The following is a 21,582-nucleotide window of genomic DNA, read 5'->3' as shown; positions in this document are numbered from 1 at the left end:
CAGCCCCCGGAGGCGGGGGACACGCAGGCGGGGGACACGCAGGCGCGGGACACGAAGGCGCGGGAGCCTCACAGCGACCGGAACCGGTAGCCGAAGCCACGCACCGTCTGTATGTAACGCGGGTCCCCGGGCGGTTCGGACATCTTCAGCCGCAGTCGTTTCACACACGCGTCGACCAGGCGGATGTCCCCGTGGTACCCGTGCTCCCAGACCGCTTCGAGGAGTTGCTGCCGGCTCAGCACCTGCCCCGGGGACGCCGAGAGCGTCAGCAGCAGCCGCATCTCGGAGAGGGCCAGGACGACCGGCTCCCCGCGGAGGCTGATCTCCAGCCCCGTCCGGTCGATGGTGAGGTCGCCGTACGTCTCGATCCTCGGCCCGACGGCACCGGCGGGCGTCGTCATCCTGCGCAGCACGGCCCGTATCCGGGCCTCCAGGACGCGTGCCTGCACCGGCTTGACCACGTAGTCGTCCGCCCCGGCCGCCAGACCGACGATGATGTCCATGTCGTCGCCGCGTGCCGTCGCCATGATGATGGGCACCTGGTCGGTCGAGCGGATCTTCCGGCACACGTCCAGACCGTTCATCCCGGGCAGCATCAGGTCCAGCAGCACCACGTCGGGACGGAACGACCGGAGCCGTTCCAGCCCCTCCTCGCCCGTCGGGACGGCGGTCACGTCGTGCCCCTGGCGGCGCAGGCCGAGACGTACACCCTCGCGTACGGCGGGGTCGTCTTCGATGAGCAGGACACGTGGCATGTGCACAGTATCCGCAGAGCACGCGGGCGGAGTGATGGCTTCCGGGTCGTTCCGGCCGGGCTTGAGAGCACCGTCACACGACGGCGCCCGGCATCCCGTCGACCGCTTGTCGACCCCGTGCGGACTCCACACGAGGGCGGCGCGGTTATCGATTCGTTATGTGATGGTCCACGTTTCATCACATGATCACTTCACTGTCGGCTGTTATGAACCACCGCACCTCCGGCTCCCGTCGACACCGCGCCGAGAAAGCAGTTCGTTCCAGCTCTCGCTCCCGCTCCCGCCGTTCCGGCACGGGGCCCAAGGTGCCGCTGTTGATGGGAGGCGTGGCGCTGGGCGTGCTGGTGCTGGCCGTCGTCGTCTTCCAGGGCATGGGGGCGAGCGACAGCGAAGGCACCTCGCGGGCCGGCGCCGGCAGCCGGGCGGTGGACGCCGAAGCGCGGCCGTCCGCCTCCGCGCCCTCGGTCGAGGCCGCCCCGAGCCCGTGGGACACGCCCGCGCCGGCCGACGCGTCCCCCACCGCGTCCGGGTCCTCGTCCGACGACGAGGAGCCGGGGAACGCGAAGGGGAAGGAGAAGGAGGACGACATACCCGTCACGGGGCCGGGCTCCTTCACCACCGCGTCCGGCGCGGGGAAGCCGGTCGGCGCCGGGAGGATCCTGACCTACCAGGTCATGGTCGAGGACGGCCTCGACGTGTCCGCCGCCGAGGCGGCCGAGGAGGTGGACGCGATCCTCGCCGACAAGCGCGGCTGGACCACGGACGGCACCTCCGGCTTCCGGCGCGTCTCGTCCGGAACGCCCGACTTCGTCGTACAGATCGCGACGCCCGGCACCGTCGACGACATCTGCGGGAAGTACGGCCTGGACACCGGCGGCGAGGTCAACTGCAACGTCGGCCGGCACGTGATGGTGAACCTCAAACGCTGGCTGCTCGCCACGCCCGTCTACGCCGACGACGTGCCCTCCTACCGCGCGCTGATCATCAATCACGAGGTCGGCCACTTCCTCGGCCACGGCCACGAGACCTGCCCGGGAGAGGGCTCGCCCGCGCCGGTGATGATGCAGCAGATCAAGGGCATGCACGGCTGCGAGCCCAACGTCTGGCCCTACACGGCAGACGGAAAGGCCATCACGGGCCCCAAGACGGCGTGACCGGGCCGGAGGCCGCGGCCCGGGCCGAGCCGTGTGACCGGGCGGAAGCCGTGTGCAGCGGGCCGAGGACCATGTGTCCGGGGCCGGGGCCGGGCCCGGGGCCGCGTGTTCGGGACCGCGCCGCGGTCGTTGGTGCCGGTGGCCGGTGGCCGGTGGCTGGTGGCCGGCGAGGGGCGGCCGGTGGCCGGTGGACGTGATCCAGCCCACCGTGCGGGACCGTCCGGAATTGTCCCCGTGCGCACGACAATGGTGATGTGATCACTACGCTGCCACGAGGCGCCCACTCCCACAGGGGCGACCATGGGCCGACCCCGTACCTCGATCTCAGCCGTGCCGAATGGAGCGCGCTGCGCGAGAAGACCCCGCTGCCGCTGACCGCCGAGGAGGTCGAGCGGCTGCGCGGTCTCGGGGACGTCATCGACCTGGACGAGGTACGGGACGTCTACCTGCCACTCTCCCGGCTGTTGAACCTGTACGTCCAGGCCACGGCCGGGTTGCGCGGCGCGCTCAACACGTTCCTCGGCGACGCGGGCGGCGGGCACGGTGCCCAGCGCGGCACGCCGTTCGTCATAGGCGTCGCCGGGAGCGTGGCCGTCGGCAAGTCCACCGTGGCCCGGCTGCTGCGGGAACTGCTGGCGCGCTGGCCCGAGCACCCCCGGGTCGAACTCGTCACCACGGACGGCTTCCTCCTGCCGATGGCCGAGCTGAAGGCGCGCGGGCTGATGGCGCGCAAGGGGTTCCCCGAGTCGTACGACCGCCGGGCGCTGACCCGGTTCGTCGCTGCCGTCAAGGCCGGCAAGGACGAGGTCACGGCGCCCGTCTACTCCCACCTGACGTATGACATCGTGCCGGGCGAGGTGCTCACCGTACGGCGGCCGGACATCCTCATCGTGGAGGGCCTCAACGTCCTCCAGCCCGCGCTGCCGGGGAAGGACGGCAGGACGCGGATCGGGCTGGCGGACCACTTCGACTTCAGCGTCTACGTGGACGCGCGGACCGAGGACATCGAGTCCTGGTACCTGGGCCGTTTCCGGCAGCTGCGCCGGACGGCGTTCCGCGACCCCACCTCGTACTTCCGTAAGTACACCGAGGTCTCGGAGGAGGAGGCGCTGGAGTACGCGCGCACGATGTGGCACTCCGTCAACCGGCCGAACCTGCTGGAGAACGTGGCGCCCACGCGCAGCAGGGCGACGCTGGTCCTGCGCAAGGGCCCGGACCACAAGGTCCGCCGCCTGTCGCTGCGCAAGCTCTGAGGGGACCGGGGACCGGGGACCGGGACCGGGGACCGGGACCGGGCCGGCCGGCCGCCGGACCGCCGGGCCGCCGGGCGGGCCCGGACCGTCGGGGCGGAGCCCGGCCACCGGATGCCCCGGACCACCCGGACCGTGTCGGGGCGGGGGCGGTTCCGGGCCCCTCCGGCGGACCGGCGCGCGCTGGGGGAACGCGCCCCGCGCACACCGGTGTCCGCGTCCGTGCCCGCCCCGCGCGCGCCAGGCACCGGCTCGGCGTCCGCCCGGCGGCGTCGGGCCCTCTGAGACACTGGGCCCGATGACCGGAAGAAATGAGACGTCGGCGACCCTCCGGGCGCGCGCCGAGGTCGATCTCGACGCCCTGCGGGGCAATGTGCGGACCCTGCGCGCACGCGCGGGCGGCGCCGCGCTCATGGCCGTCGTGAAGTCCGACGCGTACGGCCACGGCATGCTGCCCGTCGCCCGGGCCGCCCGTGAGGCCGGCGCCACCTGGCTCGGGACCGCCACGCCGCACGAGGCCCTGGCCCTGCGCGCCGCCGGTGTCCCAGGCCGGATCATGTGCTGGCTGTGGACGCCGGGCGACCCCTGGCGCGAGGGTGTCGAGGCCGACCTCGACATGTCCGTCAGCGCCCTGTGGGCCCTGCGCGAGGTCACCGCCGCCGCACGCGCCGCCGGGCGGCCCGCCAGGATCCACCTCAAGGCCGACACCGGACTGGGCCGCAACGGCTGCCAGCCCGCCGACTGGCCGGAACTCGTCGCCGCCGCCCTCGCCGCCGAGGCCGCGGGCGAGGCCACCGTCACCGGCCTCTGGTCGCACTTCGCCTGCGCCGACGAGCCCGGCCACCCCTCCATCGCCGCCCAGCTGGACCTGTTCCACGAGATGGTGACGCACGCGGAGAAGGAGGGAGTACGGCCCGAGGTCCGGCACATCGCCAACTCCGCGGCGGCCCTCACGGTCCCCGAATCGCACTTCGACCTCGTACGCGCCGGCATCGCGACGTACGGGATCTCGCCCAGCCCGGAGATCGGCACCTCCCGGGACCTCGGGCTGCGGCCCGTGATGACCCTCGCCGCCTCCGTCGCCCTCGTGAAGCGGGTGCCCGGTGGCCACGGCGTCGGCTACGGCCACCAGTACCGCACCCCGCACGCGACGACCCTCGGCCTGATCCCGCTCGGCTACGCCGACGGCGTGCCCCGCCATGCCTCCGGCCGGGGACCCGTTCTCGTCGACGGGGTACGGCGGCGGGTGGCCGGACGGGTGGCCATGGACCAGTTCGTCGTGGACCTCGCCGGGGACACCCCGGAGGCGGGGGCGCGCGCCGTCCTCTTCGGCCCCGGCGACCACGGGGAGCCGACCGCCCAGGACTGGGCCGAGGCCGCCGACACGATCGCGTACGAGATCGTCACGCGGATCGGCTCCCGGGTCCCCCGCGTTCATCTGAACGAGCGGGAGGCGCGGGACGGGCAGGCGTCCGAGTAGTCCGCGGCACGGCACAGCCCGGCACAGCCCGGCACAGCCCGGCACGGCAGAGCAGAGCGGGGACCCGAGGACGACGAGGATGACAAGGACGACGAGGAGCGCACGGTGAGCGAGAACAGCGCGGCGGGGGACGCGGCGGCCCGGACGGCCGCCGCGGCGGCGTCCACAGCGGTGTCCACGGCGGCGGCAGCGGGCTCGGCCGCGGGCGTCTGGCGCCGTGCGGGCCTCGCCGGTGCCGCGATAGGCGTGATCGCCGCCGGGGCCGCGGCCGGCGTCGCGATAGAGAGGCTGACCGTCAGCCGCGGCACGCGCCGCAGGGCCCGGCTCGCGCTGGACGCCTCGGGACCGTACGGCGCCCTGCGCGGCACTCCCGGCCGCGCGATCGCCGACGACGGCACGGAGCTGTACTACGAAGTCGACGAGATCGACGGGATCGATGCGACCGACGGGATCGATGCGACCGATGAGATCGACGGCGCGGACGCGGCCGCGGGGGCCGGAGGGGCCACCGGCGACCCCGGAGGTGTCGCAGCGCCCGGTGCCGCGCCCGGCTTCCGCCGACGGCGCCTCTTCGGCCGCAAGCCTCCCGCCCCCGTCACCGTCGTCTTCAGCCACGGCTACTGCCTCAACCAGGACTCCTGGCACTTCCAGCGCGCCGCGCTGCGTGGACTCGTCCGTACGGTCCACTGGGACCAGCGCAGCCATGGCCGGTCCGGCCGGGGGGCCGCCCAGCGCGGCGCCGACGCCGTTCCCGTCTCCATCGACCAGCTCGGCCGCGACCTCAAGGCGGTCATCGACACGGCGGCCCCGGAGGGTCCGCTGGTGCTGGTCGGCCACTCCATGGGCGGGATGACGGTGATGGCGCTCGCCGACCGGTACCCCGAGCTGGTGCGGGACCGGGTCGTCGGCGTCGCCCTGGTCGGCACCAGCAGCGGCAGGCTGGGGGAGGTCAACTACGGCCTCCCGCTCGCGGGCGTGAACGCGATACGCAGGGTGCTTCCCGGCGTCCTCAGAGCGCTCGGCTCGCAGGCCGACCTGGTCGAGCGCGGGCGCCGGGCCACCGCCGACCTGTTCGCGGGGCTGATCAAGCGGTACTCGTTCAGCTCGAAGGACGTGGACCCGGCCGTCGCGCGGTTCGCCGAGCGGCTCATCGAGAGCACCCCGATCGACGTCGTCGCCGAGTTCTACCCCGCCTTCGACGAGCACGACAAGGCCGGGGCGCTCTCCGTCTTCCTGGAGACCCCGGCGCTCGTGCTGGCGGGGGAGAAGGACCTCGTCACCCCCAGCTCGCACAGCGAGGCCATCGGGGACCTGCTGCCCGACGCGGAGCTGGTGCTGGTCCCGGACGCGGGTCACCTGGTGATGCTGGAGCACCCCGAGACGGTCACGGACCGGCTCGCGGACCTGCTGGCCCGGGTGGGCGCGGTGCCGGCGGAGACTAACGTTGGCACGCATGGAAACACCGCACAGCCCGGCGGCTGACGCCCGCGCCGCCCGCCCCGAGTTCCCGGACGGCCCCGAGCTCCCGGACGGCCCCGAATACCAGGACCGCGAGGAGCACTCGGACCGCCGTGACCCTTCGGGCCGCACGGACGACGGCACGGACGACGGCACGGATGACGGCACGGATGACGGCACGGACGACGGCACGGGCGACGGCACGGACGACGGCACTGGCGAGAGCACGCCCGGTGCCACCGCCCGGCTCACCGTGGAATCCCCCGAGCGCATGACGGAGCTGGGCCGCCGGCTCGCCGCCCTGCTGCGCCCCGGCGACCTGGTGATGCTCACGGGCGAGCTGGGCGCCGGCAAGACGACCCTGACGCGGGGCCTCGGCGAGGGGCTCGGTGTCCGGGGCGCGGTCACGTCCCCCACATTCGTGATCGCCCGCGTCCACCCCTCCCTGGCCGGCGGTCCGCCACTGGTCCACGTCGACGCGTACCGGCTCGGCGGCGGGCTGGACGAGATGGAGGACCTGGATCTCGACGTCTCGCTGCCGGACTCGGTGGTGGTCGTGGAGTGGGGCGAGGGCAGGGTCGAGGAGCTGTCGGACGACCGGCTGCACGTGGTCATCCACCGGGTCGTCGGGACGGGCGGGGGAACGGTGGACGGGGCGGGGGCGGAGGCCGACGAGCGCCGCACCGTCACGCTGACGGGGGTCGGCGAGCGCTGGGCGCACGCGGACCTGGCCGCGCTGACGCGCTGACGCGCTGACCCGGGAAGCGCGGGCTGCTGAGATGGCGCGCTGATCAGCGCCTTCGGGATCGAACGACCGCGCCATGGACACCGCCATGGATACGGCCACGTGTTCCGTACGTTCCGACAAGATGTCGGCAAAATGTTGCGCGCGCCGTGCCGCGCGTGGTCACATGGTGGAGAGACTTGGTTAGGTCTACCTAACCATGCCTGCCCCCGGAGCCACAGGAGGCACCATGCCGACGCCGGAAAGCGAAGCGCGTCCGCAGTCCCCGCCGTCCGCGCCGTCGCCCTCGTCCGTGTCCATGAGCGATCTGCTGGCGTCCTGTGCGGCGGCATCGGCCGTGTCGACCCCGCCGCACGAGCAGCGGGAGCAGCAGGAGCGGCGGGAGGAAGAAGAGCTCGAAGAGGGCGCCGGGCCCTCGGAGCGTGAGGAACGACGGCCCGCCGCCTGAGGGGGCCCCGAACTGTGCCCGTCCGGGGATCGCGCGCCCGGTCCTACGGGATCAGGGGATCAGCGGATCAGGGGATCAGGGGATCACGACGATCTTCGCGCCCACCGTCGCGAAGGTCCACATCGCGTTGCCGTCGCCGACCTTCATCCGGATCCCGCCCGTCTTCAGGTTCGGGTTCGGGCTGGTGAGCGTGCCGTCCACGGCCGCGCTGAACCCGATCACGACGTTGTCCACGCTCGTGAACCGGACGACGTGCTCGATCCGCACCCCGTCCGAACCCGTGACCGATCCCGACCGAGAGGTCACCGCGTACGTTCCGGGCGGCGGGCTGACCGTGCTCGGCATGACCTCGAAGGTGCGGGTCACCTTCTCCGCGGCGTCCACCAGCCAGACCCGCCGGTCGGCCAGCGCGTAGACGACCCGCTCGCCGGTGCCGGACTCCGCGGGCAGGGCCAGCGGGTCCTTCTTCGGCTGGGCGGGGGCGCCGGCGGCCCCGGAGGGAGAGCCCGTCGTACGGGGCTTGGAGGGCTTCCCGAGGGTGTCGGGGACGTTCGCCGACGCCTGGTAGGCGAGGAAACAGACCGCGGCGACAGCCGCCGCGGTGAGCCCGGCCACGATTCCCGAGCTGCTCCTGGACACCTTGATCCACCTCTCGTACGTATGACTCCGTGGTGACGTTAGCAGCAGCCGGGTGACGGGGCCGGGCGCCGTGCCCCGCCCCCGGGGAGCCGTAGGCTGTTTGCGTGCTTCTGCTCGCCGTTGATACCGCCACCCCCGCCGTCACCGTCGCCCTCCACGACGGCGAATCCGTCCTGGCCGCCGAGAGTCAGGTCGACGCCCGCCGCCACGGGGAACTGCTGCTGCCCGCCGTGGACCGGGTCCTGGCCGCCGCCGGGGTGAAACCGGCCGCCGTGACGGACCTCGTCGTCGGCATCGGGCCAGGACCGTACACGGGCCTGCGGGTGGGGCTGGCCACCGCGCTCACCTTCGGGTCGGCCCTCGGGGTGCCGGTGCGCGGACTGTGCACGCTCGACGGGCTGGCGTACGCGGCGGGCACGGGCGGCCCGGGAGCCTCGGGGGCCGGGATCGACGGGCCGTTCGTCGTGGCGACCGACGCCCGCCGCAAGGAGGTGTACTGGGCGCTCTACGCCGATGCCCGCACGCGCCTCACCGACCCGGCCGTGGACCGCCCCGCCGACATCGCCGAGCGGGTCGCGGGCCGCCCTGCCGTCGGCGCGGGGGCGCTGCTCTACCCGGACACCTTCCCGGACGCGCGCGGCCCCGAGCACCAGTCGGCCGCCGCGCTCGCGTCGCTGGCGGTGGAGAGGATCGCGGCGGACGCGGAGTTCCCGCCCGCGCTGCCCCTCTACCTGCGCCGCCCGGACGCGCAGGTGCCCAAGAACTACAAGGTGGTCACGCCGAAGTGACGCGCGAGCCGGCCCACCCCGCCCACCCCGGCACCGGAGGCCCCGGCACCGGCCCGGAGGCCGTCGGCTCCCGCCTCGGCCCGCCCGGCCCGGCCGCCCCCGGCGCCGTCGTCCTGCGCGAGATGCGCTGGTGGGACATCGAACCGGTGCTCACGCTCGAACGCGAGCTGTTCCCCGAGGACGCCTGGTCGCCCGGCATGTTCTGGTCGGAGCTGGCACACGCGCGCGGTCCGGGGGCGTCCCGCCGTTACGTGGTGGCCGAGCTGTCCCGCGGGCGCCCGGAGGGCGAGCCGCCGGAGGAGCCCGCCGACGAGCCGGGCCGGACGGCCCGGCGCCGGATCGTCGGGTACGCCGGCCTCGCCGCGTCCGGCGGTCTCGGTGACGTCCAGACCATCGCCGCCGCCCCCGACCTCTGGGGCACCGGTCTCGGCGCCCGCCTCCTGACCGAACTGCTCCAGCACGCCACCGCCTTCGAGTGCGAAGAGGTTCTGCTCGAAGTGCGGGTCGACAACAAACGGGCGCAGCGGCTGTACGAACGCTTCGGTTTCGAGCCCATCGGCTTCCGCCGGGGCTACTACCAGCCGGGCAACGTCGACGCCCTCGTCATGCGCCTCCGGATGCAAGGAATTGAGATCAATGGCTGACGAACCCCTCGTCCTCGGTATCGAGACCTCCTGCGACGAGACGGGCGTCGGCGTCGTGCGCGGTACGACCCTGCTCGCCGATGCCGTCGCGTCGAGCGTCGACGAGCACGCGCGCTTCGGCGGTGTGGTGCCGGAGGTCGCCTCCCGCGCGCACCTGGAGGCGATGGTGCCGACCATCGAGCGCGCGCTGAAGGAGGCCGGGGTCAGCGCCCGTGACCTGGACGGGATCGCCGTGACGGCGGGGCCGGGGCTCGCGGGCGCGCTGCTGGTGGGCGTGTCGGCGGCGAAGACGTACGCGTACGCCCTCGGTAAACCGCTGTACGGCGTGAACCACCTGGCCTCCCACATCTGCGTCGACCAGCTCGAACACGGCCGGCTGCCCGAGCCGACCATGGCCCTGCTGGTCAGCGGCGGGCACTCCTCGCTGCTGCTCGCGCCGGACATCACCGCCGACGTTCGGCCGCTGGGCGCGACGATCGACGACGCGGCGGGCGAGGCGTTCGACAAGATCGCGCGCGTGCTGCACCTGGGCTTCCCCGGCGGCCCGGTCATCGACCGGCTGGCGCGCGAGGGCGACCCGGAGGCGATCGCGTTCCCGCGCGGACTGACCGGGCCGCGTGACGCGCCGTACGACTTCTCCTTCTCCGGCCTGAAGACGGCCGTGGCCCGCTGGATCGAGGCGAAGCGGAACGCGGGCGAGGAGGTGCCCGTACGTGACGTGGCCGCGTCCTTCCAGGAGGCGGTGGTCGACGTCCTGACCAGGAAGGCGGTCCGCGCCTGTGTGGACGAGGGGGTCGACCACCTGATGATCGGCGGCGGGGTCGCGGCGAACTCCCGGCTGCGCGCGCTCGCCGAGGAACGCTGTGAGCGGGCGGGCATCAGGCTGCGCGTGCCGCGCCCGGGACTGTGCACGGACAACGGCGCGATGGTGGCGGCGCTGGGCGCGGAGATGGTCGCGCGCGGCAGATCGGCGTCGGACTGGGAGCTGTCGGCGGACTCGTCGCTCCCGGTGACCGTGTCGCACGTGCCGGGTGCGTCGTCCGTGCCGGATGAGTCGTCGGAGCCCCACGACCACGACCACGGTCACGACCACGGTCACGATCACGACCACCTGCACGAGCTGAGCAAGGACAACCTGTACTCATGACGCGTGAGAGGGCGACCACCATGCCAGTCCCGCCGGCCGCGTCCGCTGCTCAGGTCGCGCTGATGTGGGAGGCCAAGGCCGCCCCCGGCCGCGGCACGGAACTGCTGGAGTGGGCCCGCGCGCGGTCGTCCGACCTGCCGGCGGCCCCCGGGGGCCCACAGCGCGCGGAACTCCTGCGCGCCCCCGGGGACCGGGTCCTCGTCATCACCTGGTGGGACGCCCCGTACGACGCGGACGTGCCCGAACTCCCGGAACCGGCCCCGGACCTGATCGCCCGTCCGGTGCACCGCTGGCGTTTCGAGTCGCTCGGCTCCCCCGGCGCTCGGCCGGCCCCGGGGACCACGAACCCCGACTCGTAGGCGAGAGCGCGGCTACCAGCGCACCGGCAGCCGGCGCAGCCCGCGCAGCATGCTCGGACGCCAGTCGGGCGCGTTGGCCGGGTCGTCGGGAGACGTTCCCGCCGCGTGGTCCAGGGCGAGGTCCGGGCAGCGTTCCAGCAGCGCGCGCAGCGCGACCGTGGCCTCCAGGCGGGCCAGCGGAGCGCCCAGGCAGTGGTGGACGCCGTGCCCGAAGGAGAGGTGGCTCCGGGTGTCGGCGGGGTCGCGGCGGATGTCGAAGCGCCCCGGGTCGGAGAACCGGGCGGAGTCGCGGTTCGCCCCGGCGATGGACAGCACCACGGAGTCGCCCTTCGCCACCTCGGCCCCGCCGAGGGTGAGGGACTCGGCTGCGTAGCGGTACGAGGTGGCCGGCGCGGGCGGTTCGTAGCGCAGGGCCTCCTCGACCGCGCCCTCCAGCAGCGTCCAGTCGGCGCGCAGCGCGGCGAGCTGCTCGGGGTGGCGCAGCAGGAGGTGGACGGCGCTGGAGATCAGGTTGACCGTCGTCTCGTACCCGGCGACGAGCAGCAGGAAGGCCATGCCGATGAGTTCCTCGGGCGAGAGCGCGTCGTCGTCCTGGCCGGCCGCGCGGACCAGGTCGTACAGGAGGTCGTGCCCGCCGGCGGGGTCCTCGCCGGGGTCCTTCGCCGTGGTGGGACCACCCCCCGTCTCCGTCTCCGTACTCGCACCCGGACCCGCACTCGCCCGCTCGGCGCGCCGTCGCTTGTCCTCGATGAGTCCGGTCAGATAGACGGTCATCTGCTGCTGAGCCGCTGCCGCCGCCTCCGGATCAGTGGCGGCGACGATCTCGGTGGACCAGTCCCGGAAGGAATCGCGGTCCCGGCCGGGCACTCCCAGCAGCTCGCAGATGACGGTGATCGGCAACGGGAAGGCGAACGCGTCGACCAGGTCGGCGCGCCCGGCCGGGGCCATCGTGTCGAGCAGCGCGTCGGTGATCTCCCGCACGCGGGGCCGCAGCGCCTGGACGCGCTGCCCCGTGAACTCGCGGGCGACGAGACGGCGCAGCCGGGTGTGGTCGGGCGGGTCGGTCTGGAGCATGTTGCGGCCCACGGCGTAGCCGCCGTCGCTCTTCCAGGTGGCCGAGTGCCGGATGTCGTTGCGGAGGCGGGGATCGGTGAGGGCGGCGCGGACGGTCTCGGCGTCGAACACGAACCACTGGGTGGCGCCGTTCGGCGTACGGATCCACCGCACGCCACCGTCGGCGCGCAGCTCCTCGTAGCGGGGATAGGGGTCGGAGTTGAAGGCGACCGGGTCGGTGACGAGATCGACGGCGGATTCCGTGGACATGGGTCCCCCAGGGATGACGGATCGGTCGAGGCCGGTGTCGCCGGAGCTGCCGGCACTGACAGCAGTGACAGCGGTGACACGGCACTGACAGCGACGGCAGCACCGGCAAACAAGCGGGGAGATGTCCCCACTTCGTGTTCATGACTGTAACAGCAACCGGGGAGTGGTCCTCGGTTGCGGTACCGTACGGGCGTGAGAAAGGACGCACAGCTCAACCGGGAGCGGATCCTCGCCGCCGCCCGCGAGGTCTACGCGGAGCAGGGCGTGGAAGCGCCCCTCGACGTGATCGCCCGCCGCGCCGACGTCGGCAACGCCACGCTCTACCGGCGCTTCCCGGACCGGGCCGCGCTGATCGAAGCGGTCTTCCAGGACCAGCTGACGGCCACCGTCGAGGCGGGGGAGCGGGCCCGCGCGGCAGCGGACGCGTGGGAGGGACTGACCGGTTATCTGGAGCGGATCTTCGAGGGGCTGGCCACCGACCGGGGCGTGACGGACCTGATGACGACGCCGTTGCCGGGCGTCCCCTCGCTGGCGCGGCTGCACGTGCACAACGCCGGGACGATCTCCGCGCTGCTGGCGCGCTGCCGCGCGGAGGGCACCGCACGGGCCGACGTCTCCGTGGAGGACCTGCTGTTCGGCCTCGCGGCGCTGGGCCGCGCGGCACCGGCAGCGGAGGCCGCGGCCCCCGGCTCCTGGCGGCGCCAGCTCGCGCTCTTCCTGGACGCCCTGCGCGCGACCGACGCCCACCCGCTGCCGGGCGAACCGCTTGGACCGGACGAACTGGCGCCCGCCCTGAGCGCGCTGCACGTCCGCTCGCAGACCGGAAGGGGGGCGGGGCAGCTGCCGTAGACACGGCCCAGGGGCAGTGACCACTCGTTCGGGTGGCCCGCCCCCGAACCCCGCTCGGTAGGCTGACCGTACGGTCCAGAATCCCACCCATGGGAGAAGCCATGACTGCCACCGCTTCCGAGCAGCCCCTGATTCCGCAGCCTCCGGCGACGGTCACGGCACTACGCCAAGCGGTGGCGCAGATCGCTCCTGCCGCGCTTCCGTCCTTCACTCGCGAGCTGGACCAGGCAGCGGACCAGGCTCGGCTCGGTTCGGACCGCGCGCCCCTGCGACGTTTCACCACGCAGTGGGCGCTCTACGTCCAGATTCAGCGCCAGCCGCGGCTCGCCACGCGGTTCCGGGAGCTGGAGGGCTTGGTGGAGGTGGGCGACGCGGCACAGGTACGCGCGGCAGCCGCCGAACTGGGACGCATCCTCGACGCCGCCCGCGAGGCGCTTGCCCAGGACCGGTCTTGAGGGGAACGGTGGCGCTGGGAGTATGACCCGGATCGTGCTCATGTGGCGGGTGGCATTCCTGACTCGGTCGTCGCCGAGGTCGAGCGCCTCGCCGGCCAACTCGTCGACCTCGCGGACATCGAAGCGGACGTCACCGAACTCGGCGAGGGCCCGCGACCGGGAGGGCTGCGTCGTATGGACGCCGCGGGCGGTTGGTTCTACTTCCTGGCCGGACCGAGGGCGCGGCTGATCGTTGTGGTGCGGATCATTCCTCCGTTCGAGAGTCTCTGACCGATTCGGCCTCGCGGCGCTGGGCCGCGCGACACCGGCCGCGGAGGCCCCTGGCGGCTCGCGCTGTTCCTGGACATCGGTCCGCCGGTCCGGTGTGGGTGTCGCGGTCCGCGCTCAGTCGTCCAGCAGTACCGACGTGTCGAGTGACGGATACGGCTCGGGCAGCGGCAGCCGACGGCCCAGTTCCACCTCGACCTTGGTCGCGTAACGCGCGGTGGGGGGATCGTCACCCGGCACCGGGTCGGAGAACGCGTACGCCCTGCCCTCCTGGCGGTGGACGAGGACGTACACCGGGACGCCGGCGGACGCGTAACTGCGGTACTTGGGCCCGGTGTCCGTCTCGTGGTTGCTTGAGGTGACCTCGCCGACGAGGGCGAGGAGGTCGACCGGGTACCAGCCTTTGTGCGCCTTGCGGTACGCCTCGTCCATCTCGGTCGGCCGACGCCTCTGCACGTAGAAGTCCGGGATGGCCAGGGAGCGGGAGCGGTCGTCCCACAGCCCGATTCGGTAGCCGTTGCCCATGCCGGCCAGCCGGATGCCCGCCGTGCGCAGTTGGAAGTACAGCTCTGCGGCGCCGTCGTTGTGGTTGTCGTCCGGCTGCGGTGGCACGACCACCATCCCCTCGAAGTACTCGGGTCGAATCGGCGTACGGGACGCCTCCTCGAACGCGATCAGTAGATCGATGGGGTCCTGCTCCGGATCGGCCACCGGCTCGGTGATGGGGTCGGCGCTCATCGCTGTCCTCCCTGTCTCTGTCGCCAGGCTACGCGGGTATCGGGTGCCCCAGCAGGATGCTGGGGCACATGGGGCGCGGGTTCTCAAGGTTTCGCGAGAATTCCCCCGAAAGAAAATTTCCGGCGCCTGTCGATTTCGGCGTCTCCCGTTCGACGTAAGGGTGAGCGGCGGGGAACAGCCCCCGCCGCCACGACCCGAAGAGCGTCACGGACGCTGTGAACGCTGAACGCCACGAAGGAGCTCACCATGCCTCGCTTTCTCTCCGTGATCCGTGTCAATGAGGACACCGCCCCCGCCTGCGGTCCCACCCCCGAGCTGATGGAGCGCATGAGCGCGCTGCTGGAGGAGATGACCAAGGCCGGTGCCATGCTCGACAACGCCGGGCTCAAGCCGACCTCCGAGGGGGCCAGGGTCCGGCACGCCGGTGGGAGGACCACCGTCGTCGACGGCCCGTTCGCCGAGTCCAAGGAGGTCGTCGGCGGGTACTCGCTCGTCCAGGCCAAGGACCTGGCCGAGGCCGTCGAGTGGTCCCGGCGGTTCGCCGAGCTGCACGGGGACGAGTTCGACCTCACCGTCGAGGTCCGCGAGGTCGTCGAGGGCTGATCGTCCGGATCGTTTGCGGTCGCCCGTACCCGGTGTTCTGATGGGTGGCCGTGAGAACGAACAGCGCTGCGGACCACCCGACGGGCAGCCCGGCGGACAGCGCGGTCGAAGCGGTGTTCCGGATCGAATCGGCGAAGATCATCGCCGCCGTCACCCGGATCGTCCGTGACGTCGGCATCGCCGAGGAGCTGGCCCAGGACGCCCTCGTGGCCGCGCTGGAGCAGTGGCCGGAGTCAGGAGTCCCCGACAAACCGGGGGCCTGGCTCATGGCCACCGCCAAGCACCGCGCCGTCGATCTCGTACGCCGCCGGGAGACCTACGCCCGCAAGCTCGCCGAGGTCGGCCGCACACTGGAGGACGAGGCGCCGGGCGCCGACGCGCTCGCGACCGGCCCCGATGCCGTCGACGCCATCGACGACGACCTCCTGCGCCTCATCTTCACCGCCTGCCACCCGGTCCTCTCCGCCGAGGCCCGTACCGCCCTCACTCTCCGCCTCCTCGGCGGGCTCACCACCGGCGAGATCGCCCGCGCCTTCCTCGTGCCGGAGGCGACGGTCGCCCAGCGCATCGTGCGGGCGAAGCGCGGCCTGGCCAAGGCGGGCGTGCCGTTCGAGGTGCCCTACGGGGACGAGCGCGAGCGGCGGCTGGCCTCGGTCCTCGACGTGATCTACCTGATCTTCAACGAGGGGTACGCCGCCACCGCCGGTGACGACCTGCTGCGCCCCGGTCTGTGCGAGGACGCGCTGCGGCTGGCCCGGGTACTGAGCGGACTGATGCCCGACGAGCCGGAAGCGCACGCGCTGGCCGCCCTGCTGGAGCTCCAGGCGTCCCGCACCCCCGCCCGTACCGGCCCGGGCGGCGAACCGGTGCTGCTCGCCGACCAGAACCGGGCCCGCTGGAACCACCTCCTCATCCGCCGGGGCTTCGACGCCCTCACCCGCGCCCGGGCACTCGGCGGCGCGCCCGGTCCGTACGCCCTCCAGGCCGCGATCGCCGCCTGTCACGCGCGGGCGGTGACGTACGAGGAGACCGACTGGCCCGCGATCGCCGCCCTGTACGCGCGCCTCGCCGCGCTCACGCCCTCCCCGGTGGTCGAACTCAACCGCGCGGTCGCCGTGTCCATGGCCGAGGGCCCGGCGGCCGGCCTCGCACTCGTGGACGCCCTGGCCGACGAGCCCGCGCTCGCCTCGTACCACCTGCTGCCCAGCGTGCGCGGCGACCTGCTGGCGCGGCTGGGCCGTACGGAGGCGGCCGGCGGCGAGTTCGAACGGGCCGCGGCCCTGACCCGTAACGAGCGCGAGCGTGACCTGCTCAGGGAACGCGCCGCGCTGCTCGGCCGACCCGGGCCCGCGTGCGACGCGCCCCCCACGTAAGGCCCCCGTGTAAGACCCCCACGTGTGAGGCGCGTCCCACATGCCTCACCGCGCCTCACTCGCCCCGCGCACCGCGAGCCCCGTCGCCGCCCCGTGGCTCATCTCGCCACCGCCAGCCGGTCCTTCAACCGGGCGCGCAGCACGGGCGGCCCGACCTCGTCCAGCGGGATCCAGCGGGCGCGGGACGCCACCGTGCCGCCGGGCAGCAGCACGCTGGAGTGCGCCCGGATGAGATAGCGGAAGCCGTACCGCGTACGCGGACCGTCCTCGGGCGCCGCCCGCGAGGTGTCCACCAGGACGGGGCTCTCCGTACCGGGGATCATCCACACGTCGTGGACCCCCGCGAACTCCTCCAGAACGCGCACGGCGGTACGGCTGAGCGATTCGTCCGCCGCGCTCGGGGCGTCCTCGGCGAACCCCCAGGCGTCCTCGTGCCGCAGCGCGAGCGCGCGGCCCCGCTCGTCGATCAGGATCGCCCCCGCCTTGACCACCGGGCAGTTGCCGTCGTGGAAGCAGTGCCCGAGCCGGGAGTGGTCGAGCATCGCGTCGAACAGCGGTGTCATCACCGCTGTTTCGTCGGGGTGGTCAAGCAGGTAGTGGTTCAACTCCTTGACGATGGCGCTCTCTTCGACGGCCATACCCAGCTCCTTCCGGTGTCGGTCCCCCTCCCTGTCTCTATCGGCACGCGCGCCGCCCACCTGATGCGCGCGGCCGCCGCTGTGATCAGAGTCTCGCTTCGCGCGTCGGTCGCCCGTGCTGTCGTGTGTGCTGAGGGGCGCTGAACGCGACAGCGGACGCAAGAGAGCGCGCGCGGACGCGACGAGCGGGGCTCCCCGCCGTGTTCAACGGTTCGGGGAGCCCCGCTCGTCGCGCGCACAGCGCACAGCGCCCGCGCCTGTCGCCCGCGTCGCGCTCACTCCTCCAGCGTCAGACCCTTTCTGAGCCGGGTGAGGGTGCGGGAGAGCAGGCGCGAGACATGCATCTGCGAGATGTTGAGCTCTTCGCCGATCTCCGACTGGGTCATGTTGGCCACGAAGCGCAGCGAGAGGATCTTGCGGTCCCGCGACGGCAGGCCGGCGATCAGCGGCTTCAGGGACTCCACGTACTCGATGCCCTCGATGCCGTGGTCCTCGTAGCCGATCCGGTCCGCGAGCGCGCCCTCGGTGTCGTCGTCCTCCGGCTGCGCGTCCAGGGAGCTGGCGCTGTAGGCGTTGCTCGCCACCATCCCCTCGACGACCTCGTCCTTGGTGAGGCCGAGCCGGTGGGCGAGTTCGCCGACGGTGGGGGCGCGGTCCAGCTGCTGGGCCAGTTCGTCACCGGCCTTGGCGAGGTCGAGGCGGAGTTCCTGGAGCCTGCGCGGGACGCGCACCGACCAGGAGGTGTCACGGAAGAATCGCTTGATCTCACCGATGATCGTCGGCATCGCGAAGGTGGGGAACTCGACGCCGCGGCTCAGCTCGAACCGGTCGATGGCCTTGATCAGGCCGATCGTGCCGACCTGGACGATGTCCTCCATCGGCTCGCTGCGGGAGCGGAACCGGCCGGCGGCGAACTTCACCAGCGCGAGATTCAGCTCGACCAGCGTGTTGCGGACGTACGCGTACTCGTGCGTGCCCTCTTCGAGCGATTCCAGCCGCGCGAAGAGAGTCTTCGACAGCGCCCGGGCGTCCACCGCGCCCACCTCGTCGTAGGGCGGGATCTCGGGCAGGTCTTCCAGACCCTCCAGCCGGCTTTCGCCGGGGTCCTCGTAGGCGTGCGGAGCGCTGTCGGCGTGCGCGGCGGCCATCACGGCGCTTCCCGAGGCGGTGAACAGGGCCTGCGGAGCCGGGGCCGGGGCCGACGCTGTGAGGTCGGTCACGGAATCCGTGGCTGGAGTTGTCGACGTCGCGAACGGGGTACGCGTCTCGTCGAGCCGGGGTGACATGGTGTCCTCCATCGTTCTCGGCATATGGCTGCCGAAGCCAATACGCGTTGCTGCGGTGTGCGGCGCCTCCAAAGCCGGCCGTGTCGGGTGCGGTCTCTACTAGCCCTACCCGGTCGGCCGGGACAGTTGCAAGTGTTAATTGTTCGATATGTCCATATTGCGGGGGACTTCGGGTACCGGCGCGCGTTCGAAGGGCGTAATGTTCGAGCGGCGTCATCCATCCGTGATGACGCCGAGACATCAGCACTGGCATACGGCCAACGACACGGCGAAGAGGGACGGGCATGGACCGCCAGACGGTCGGCAGCACGAACCGAGGCCGGCTTCGGGTCGGGGTTCGGACCGAGGGCCTGAGCGAGGTAGTGACAGCGGCCGGTGAGTTGGATCACCACACGGCGGAGTTGCTGCGGGTGCCCCTGGACGAAGCGCTCGAACAGGGTCGGTCACGCCTGGTGATCGACTGCTCGCAGCTGGAGTTCTGCGATTCCACCGGACTCAACGTTCTGCTCGGGGCGCGCCTGAAGGCGGACGCCGCCGGGGGAGGGGTGCACCTGGCCGGGATGCTGCCCGTGGTGGCGCGGGTCTTCGAGATCACCGGAGCGGACGCGGTCTTCACCGTCCATGACTCCGTAGAGGACGCCTTGGCCGAGTGAACCGGCCTGCGGGCCGCGGCGTCGGAGCCCCGTTGTGCGGCTCTGGCGCCCCTTGTGTTGCCTGTGTCACCACTTCCGGTCGCCTGATGTGGGTGTTGTCACGGTGCGGACGGGCAGAAGACCCCCGGCAGGTCGCACAGGACCCTGCACTCTCTGTATTGACGGTATGGACGAACGTGGCACTGACGAACTCGCACACTGGTGAATCGGTGAGGTGAAGCGCTGATGAGCACCACCCGGCAGCCCCGGCCGGGCGACCTCGGCCCCGAGCCGGACGACGCCGGGCCGACCGCCGCGCCGTCCGGCGGGCGGACGCGGACGCTCGCGCTGTCCGGCGCCAGCGGCGTCGTTCCGCTGGCCCGCGACTTCACCCGCCAGGCGCTCTACGACTGGGGCTGGCTGCCCGCGGCGAACGCGGATCGGCGGGCGGCGGCCGAGGACGTCCTGCTGGTCGTCTCCGAGCTGGTCACCAACGCCTGCCTGCACGCGGACGGCCCGGACGGACTGCTCGTCTCCTGCGCCGCCAAAGTGCTGCGGGTGGAGGTCACGGACCGGGGCACGGGCCGGCCGGCGCCGCGCACGCCGCACCGCGCGGGCCGGCCCGGCGGGCACGGCATGTTCATCGTGCAGCGGCTCTGCCTGGACTGGGGGGTCGTGCACAGGACCGGCGCCACGGGCAAGACGGTCTGGGCGGAGCTGGCCGCGCCGGTGTAGCGCGGTGCGGCCGTGCGCGCGAGGCGGTGCGTACGGTACGGGCGTCGCGTACCGACCTGACGCCGCCGGGCCCGGGCGCGTAGGGACCCAGGCGCGTACGGACCGACCCGACGCGGCCGGGCGCAGGCGTGCGTACCGACCCGTACCGACCCGACCCGACGCGGCCGGGGCCATGTCCGGGCCGGCGCGCGGACCGGGTCGAGGGCCGGTACCTCAGTGGATGTCCCAGGCCCTCAGCGGACGTCGCCCATCAGCTCCCGCACCCTCCGCCGGTACATGTGGATCGCGCCCCCGGCGAGCACCGCGAGCACCGCTTCCAGGGCCACCACGCCCGTCCGGCTCAGGTCGACACCGCCGATCGAGAGCAGACCGGTGACCGAGTCGCCCGCCGTGACCGCCAGGAACCAGACGCCCATCATCTGGCTCGCGTACTTCCGCGGCGCCATCTTCGTCGTCACCGACAGGCCCACGGGCGAGAGGCACAGTTCGCCGACGGTCTGGATCAGGTAGATGCCCACCAGCCACATGGGACTGACCAGGGTCCCGCTCGCCGACATGGCCAGCGGGATCAGGAAGAAGAAGAACGACACGCCGATGAAGAACAGCCCCGCGGCGAACTTCACGACCGTGCCGGGCTCCTTCCCGTGCCGGTTCAGCCACAGCCAGATCCAGGCGAAGACCGGGGCCAGCGCCATGATGAAGACAGGGTTCAGCGACTGGTACCAGGAGGACGGGAAGCCGAATCCGAACAGCTCGGGCGCGGCCTTCGTCGTCCCGAACGCCTGGACCGTGGAGCCGGCCTGGTCGTAGATCATCCAGAAGGCGGCCGCGGCGACGAAGAGCCAGACGTACGCCGACACCCTGCTCTGCTCGCCGCCGGAGAGACTCTTGTCGCTCTTGATCCGGGCCAGAACGGCGGCGGGGATCAGCAGACCCGCGATCGTGAGCGGGATCATCGCCCAGTTGAGGGTGAAGTGGCCGGTGAGGCCGACGATGCCGTAGAAGACGACCGCGACCAGCAGCCACACCAGGCCCTTGCGCAGCCAGGTGGTGCGCTCCTGGCGGGTCAGCGGGGTGGGGACGCGGCTGCTCTCCGGGCTCAGGTGCTTCGTGCCCAGCAGGAACGAGACGAGGCCGATGGCCATGCCGACGGCGGCGAGCGCGAAGCCGAGGTGCCAGTTGTACGCCTCGCCGACCGTGCCGATGACCAGCGGGGCGAAGAAGGCGCCGATGTTGATGCCCATGTAGAAGACGGTGAAGCCGCCGTCGCGGCGCGGGTCGTTCGGGCCGTCGTAGAGCTGGCCGACCATCGTGGAGATGTTCGCCTTCAACAGTCCGGAGCCGGCCGCCACCAGGGCCAGACCGGCGAAGAAGCTGCCCGAGCCCGGCAGTGCCAGGGTCAGATGGCCCAGCATGATCACGACGGCCGCGATCGTCACCGTCTTGCGCGGGCCCCAGACCCGGTCGCCCAGCCAGCCGCCCGGCATGGTCAGCAGGTAGACCATGGACAGGTAGATGGCGTAGATGGCCGTGGTGGTGGCCAGGTCCATCCCGAGGCCGCCGGCCTGGAGGCCCTTCGAGGCGTCGGGGCCGCCGGAGAGCAGGTAGATGGTGAGCAGCGCTCTCATGCCGTAGTAGCTGAAGCGCTCCCACATCTCGGTCATGAAGAGGGGGGCCAGTCCGCGGGGGTGGCCGAAGAAGGTCTTCTCGGGCGCCGCGGGGGCGCTGGACGAGTCCTTCGTCAGGCTGGACGCCATGGTCGATCCTTGCTTGCTCGGGACGCGGCGCCTCGTGAGCGACCGCCACGAATGCCGTG

The 21,582-nt window shown here is 72.5% G+C and carries 24 protein-coding genes; 17 read left to right on the top strand and 7 right to left on the bottom strand.

Going from position 1 to position 21,582, the window contains the following annotated elements:
- Positions 1-68: 68 nt before the first annotated feature.
- Positions 69-755: a response regulator gene (locus tag ACU6P3_RS13065; RefSeq protein ID WP_447197277.1), complete on the bottom strand. Its 687-nt coding sequence runs from the start codon at positions 753-755 to the stop codon at positions 69-71.
- Between the two features lie 317 nt (positions 756-1,072).
- Here ACU6P3_RS13065 and ACU6P3_RS13060 point away from each other — a divergent pair, with 317 nt between their 5' ends.
- From ACU6P3_RS13060 to ACU6P3_RS13035, 6 genes are all read left to right on the top strand, one after another.
- A complete protein-coding gene (locus ACU6P3_RS13060) occupies positions 1,073-1,909 on the top strand; it encodes a DUF3152 domain-containing protein (protein WP_447197876.1) in 837 nt (278 codons plus the stop codon).
- A gap of 257 nt (positions 1,910-2,166) precedes the next feature.
- The gene (gene coaA, locus ACU6P3_RS13055; RefSeq protein ID WP_447197875.1) at positions 2,167-3,162 is read left to right on the top strand and encodes a type I pantothenate kinase; all 996 of its coding nucleotides are present in this window, start codon (positions 2,167-2,169) and stop codon (positions 3,160-3,162) included.
- 295 nt (positions 3,163-3,457) lie between these two features.
- Entirely contained in the window at positions 3,458-4,639 is a 1,182-nt protein-coding gene (alr, locus tag ACU6P3_RS13050) for an alanine racemase (protein WP_447197276.1), read from the top strand.
- A gap of 105 nt (positions 4,640-4,744) precedes the next feature.
- Entirely contained in the window at positions 4,745-6,121 is a 1,377-nt protein-coding gene (locus ACU6P3_RS13045) for an alpha/beta fold hydrolase (protein WP_447197275.1), read from the top strand.
- A 229-nt stretch (positions 6,122-6,350) separates the two neighbouring features.
- On the top strand, positions 6,351-6,845 hold the full coding sequence (gene tsaE, locus ACU6P3_RS13040; protein ID WP_447197874.1) for a tRNA (adenosine(37)-N6)-threonylcarbamoyltransferase complex ATPase subunit type 1 TsaE: 495 nt from the start codon (positions 6,351-6,353) through the stop codon (positions 6,843-6,845).
- Positions 6,846-7,071: 226 nt separating this feature from the next.
- Positions 7,072-7,290: a hypothetical protein gene (locus ACU6P3_RS13035; RefSeq protein ID WP_447197274.1), complete on the top strand. Its 219-nt coding sequence runs from the start codon at positions 7,072-7,074 to the stop codon at positions 7,288-7,290.
- A 75-nt stretch (positions 7,291-7,365) separates the two neighbouring features.
- On the opposite strand, the gene ACU6P3_RS13030 is transcribed toward ACU6P3_RS13035, so the two are convergent.
- Positions 7,366-7,929: a hypothetical protein gene (locus ACU6P3_RS13030; protein WP_447197273.1), complete on the bottom strand. Its 564-nt coding sequence runs from the start codon at positions 7,927-7,929 to the stop codon at positions 7,366-7,368.
- Between the two features lie 104 nt (positions 7,930-8,033).
- On the opposite strand from ACU6P3_RS13030, the gene tsaB reads away from it, so the two are divergent.
- The 4 genes from tsaB to ACU6P3_RS13010 all read left to right on the top strand — a co-directional run bounded on the left by tsaB (position 8,034) and on the right by ACU6P3_RS13010 (position 10,867).
- Positions 8,034-8,717 (top strand): tRNA (adenosine(37)-N6)-threonylcarbamoyltransferase complex dimerization subunit type 1 TsaB, encoded by a 684-nt coding sequence (gene tsaB, locus ACU6P3_RS13025; protein WP_447197272.1) that lies wholly within the window; start codon positions 8,034-8,036, stop codon positions 8,715-8,717.
- 122 nt (positions 8,718-8,839) lie between these two features.
- Positions 8,840-9,361 (top strand): GNAT family N-acetyltransferase, encoded by a 522-nt coding sequence (locus ACU6P3_RS13020; RefSeq protein WP_447197873.1) that lies wholly within the window; start codon positions 8,840-8,842, stop codon positions 9,359-9,361.
- Positions 9,354-10,508 carry a tRNA (adenosine(37)-N6)-threonylcarbamoyltransferase complex transferase subunit TsaD gene (tsaD, locus tag ACU6P3_RS13015; RefSeq protein WP_447197271.1) on the top strand — a complete coding sequence of 385 codons (1,155 nt, stop codon included), beginning with the start codon at positions 9,354-9,356 and terminating at the stop codon, positions 10,506-10,508. The genes ACU6P3_RS13020 and tsaD overlap by 8 nt, the downstream gene beginning before the upstream one ends.
- Before the next feature lie 20 nt (positions 10,509-10,528).
- Positions 10,529-10,867 carry an ABM domain-containing protein gene (locus ACU6P3_RS13010; RefSeq protein WP_447197872.1) on the top strand — a complete coding sequence of 113 codons (339 nt, stop codon included), beginning with the start codon at positions 10,529-10,531 and terminating at the stop codon, positions 10,865-10,867.
- A gap of 12 nt (positions 10,868-10,879) precedes the next feature.
- Here the strand turns inward: ACU6P3_RS13010 and ACU6P3_RS13005 are convergent, their stop codons facing one another.
- Positions 10,880-12,190, bottom strand: coding sequence for a cytochrome P450 family protein (locus tag ACU6P3_RS13005; RefSeq protein WP_447197270.1), 1,311 nt, complete (start codon positions 12,188-12,190; stop codon positions 10,880-10,882).
- A 192-nt stretch (positions 12,191-12,382) separates the two neighbouring features.
- Between ACU6P3_RS13005 and ACU6P3_RS13000 the strand changes: the two genes are divergently transcribed.
- The 3 genes from ACU6P3_RS13000 to ACU6P3_RS12990 all read left to right on the top strand — a co-directional run bounded on the left by ACU6P3_RS13000 (position 12,383) and on the right by ACU6P3_RS12990 (position 13,764).
- Positions 12,383-13,039, top strand: coding sequence for a TetR/AcrR family transcriptional regulator (locus ACU6P3_RS13000; protein WP_447197269.1), 657 nt, complete (start codon positions 12,383-12,385; stop codon positions 13,037-13,039).
- Between the two features lie 101 nt (positions 13,040-13,140).
- Positions 13,141-13,494 (top strand): hypothetical protein, encoded by a 354-nt coding sequence (locus tag ACU6P3_RS12995; protein WP_447197871.1) that lies wholly within the window; start codon positions 13,141-13,143, stop codon positions 13,492-13,494.
- 42 nt (positions 13,495-13,536) lie between these two features.
- Positions 13,537-13,764: a hypothetical protein gene (locus ACU6P3_RS12990; protein ID WP_447197268.1), complete on the top strand. Its 228-nt coding sequence runs from the start codon at positions 13,537-13,539 to the stop codon at positions 13,762-13,764.
- Between the two features lie 114 nt (positions 13,765-13,878).
- Here ACU6P3_RS12990 and ACU6P3_RS12985 read toward each other — a convergent pair whose 3' ends face one another.
- A complete protein-coding gene (locus ACU6P3_RS12985; protein ID WP_447197267.1) occupies positions 13,879-14,499 on the bottom strand; it encodes a Uma2 family endonuclease in 621 nt (206 codons plus the stop codon).
- Positions 14,500-14,745: 246 nt separating this feature from the next.
- Between ACU6P3_RS12985 and ACU6P3_RS12980 the strand changes: the two genes are divergently transcribed.
- Together ACU6P3_RS12980 and ACU6P3_RS12975 are read left to right on the top strand one after the other, a co-directional pair.
- Positions 14,746-15,102, top strand: coding sequence for a YciI family protein (locus tag ACU6P3_RS12980; protein ID WP_447197266.1), 357 nt, complete (start codon positions 14,746-14,748; stop codon positions 15,100-15,102).
- 50 nt (positions 15,103-15,152) lie between these two features.
- Positions 15,153-16,475 (top strand): RNA polymerase sigma factor, encoded by a 1,323-nt coding sequence (locus ACU6P3_RS12975; RefSeq protein WP_447197265.1) that lies wholly within the window; start codon positions 15,153-15,155, stop codon positions 16,473-16,475.
- A gap of 98 nt (positions 16,476-16,573) precedes the next feature.
- Here ACU6P3_RS12975 and ACU6P3_RS12970 read toward each other — a convergent pair whose 3' ends face one another.
- Both ACU6P3_RS12970 and ACU6P3_RS12965 read right to left on the bottom strand, forming a co-directional pair.
- A complete protein-coding gene (locus tag ACU6P3_RS12970) occupies positions 16,574-17,113 on the bottom strand; it encodes an NUDIX hydrolase (RefSeq protein ID WP_447197264.1) in 540 nt (179 codons plus the stop codon).
- A 275-nt stretch (positions 17,114-17,388) separates the two neighbouring features.
- Complete coding sequence (locus ACU6P3_RS12965; RefSeq protein WP_447197263.1) at positions 17,389-18,411, bottom strand: RNA polymerase sigma factor SigF; 1,023 nt, start codon at positions 18,409-18,411, stop codon at positions 17,389-17,391.
- 272 nt (positions 18,412-18,683) lie between these two features.
- Here ACU6P3_RS12965 and ACU6P3_RS12960 point away from each other — a divergent pair, with 272 nt between their 5' ends.
- Together ACU6P3_RS12960 and ACU6P3_RS12955 are read left to right on the top strand one after the other, a co-directional pair.
- A complete protein-coding gene (locus ACU6P3_RS12960; RefSeq protein WP_344282483.1) occupies positions 18,684-19,052 on the top strand; it encodes an STAS domain-containing protein in 369 nt (122 codons plus the stop codon).
- A gap of 225 nt (positions 19,053-19,277) precedes the next feature.
- A complete protein-coding gene (locus tag ACU6P3_RS12955) occupies positions 19,278-19,766 on the top strand; it encodes an ATP-binding protein (protein ID WP_344282486.1) in 489 nt (162 codons plus the stop codon).
- 233 nt (positions 19,767-19,999) lie between these two features.
- On the opposite strand, the gene ACU6P3_RS12950 is transcribed toward ACU6P3_RS12955, so the two are convergent.
- Positions 20,000-21,523 carry a peptide MFS transporter gene (locus ACU6P3_RS12950; RefSeq protein ID WP_447197262.1) on the bottom strand — a complete coding sequence of 508 codons (1,524 nt, stop codon included), beginning with the start codon at positions 21,521-21,523 and terminating at the stop codon, positions 20,000-20,002.
- Between the last annotated feature and the right edge of the window lie 59 nt (positions 21,524-21,582).

This window comes from Streptomyces hebeiensis (genome assembly GCF_052983195.1).
This window is presented reverse-complemented; position numbering and strand designations above follow the sequence as displayed.

Coding starts and splice junctions, on each gene's coding strand:
- ACU6P3_RS12965 (WP_447197263.1), bottom strand. CDS start 18,411: ATGGAGGACACCATGTCACCCCGGCTCGACGAGACGCGTACCCCGTTC.
- ACU6P3_RS12970 (WP_447197264.1), bottom strand. CDS start 17,113: ATGGCCGTCGAAGAGAGCGCCATCGTCAAGGAGTTGAACCACTACCTG.
- ACU6P3_RS13005 (WP_447197270.1), bottom strand. CDS start 12,190: ATGTCCACGGAATCCGCCGTCGATCTCGTCACCGACCCGGTCGCCTTC.
- ACU6P3_RS13060 (WP_447197876.1), top strand. CDS start 1,073: ATGGGAGGCGTGGCGCTGGGCGTGCTGGTGCTGGCCGTCGTCGTCTTC.
- tsaD (WP_447197271.1), top strand. CDS start 9,354: ATGGCTGACGAACCCCTCGTCCTCGGTATCGAGACCTCCTGCGACGAG.
- ACU6P3_RS12995 (WP_447197871.1), top strand. CDS start 13,141: ATGACTGCCACCGCTTCCGAGCAGCCCCTGATTCCGCAGCCTCCGGCG.
- ACU6P3_RS13065 (WP_447197277.1), bottom strand. CDS start 755: ATGCCACGTGTCCTGCTCATCGAAGACGACCCCGCCGTACGCGAGGGT.
- ACU6P3_RS13020 (WP_447197873.1), top strand. CDS start 8,840: ATGCGCTGGTGGGACATCGAACCGGTGCTCACGCTCGAACGCGAGCTG.
- ACU6P3_RS12980 (WP_447197266.1), top strand. CDS start 14,746: ATGCCTCGCTTTCTCTCCGTGATCCGTGTCAATGAGGACACCGCCCCC.
- ACU6P3_RS12960 (WP_344282483.1), top strand. CDS start 18,684: ATGGACCGCCAGACGGTCGGCAGCACGAACCGAGGCCGGCTTCGGGTC.
- ACU6P3_RS12950 (WP_447197262.1), bottom strand. CDS start 21,523: ATGGCGTCCAGCCTGACGAAGGACTCGTCCAGCGCCCCCGCGGCGCCC.
- ACU6P3_RS12985 (WP_447197267.1), bottom strand. CDS start 14,499: ATGAGCGCCGACCCCATCACCGAGCCGGTGGCCGATCCGGAGCAGGAC.
- ACU6P3_RS12955 (WP_344282486.1), top strand. CDS start 19,278: ATGAGCACCACCCGGCAGCCCCGGCCGGGCGACCTCGGCCCCGAGCCG.
- alr (WP_447197276.1), top strand. CDS start 3,458: ATGACCGGAAGAAATGAGACGTCGGCGACCCTCCGGGCGCGCGCCGAG.
- ACU6P3_RS13035 (WP_447197274.1), top strand. CDS start 7,072: ATGCCGACGCCGGAAAGCGAAGCGCGTCCGCAGTCCCCGCCGTCCGCG.
- ACU6P3_RS13010 (WP_447197872.1), top strand. CDS start 10,529: ATGCCAGTCCCGCCGGCCGCGTCCGCTGCTCAGGTCGCGCTGATGTGG.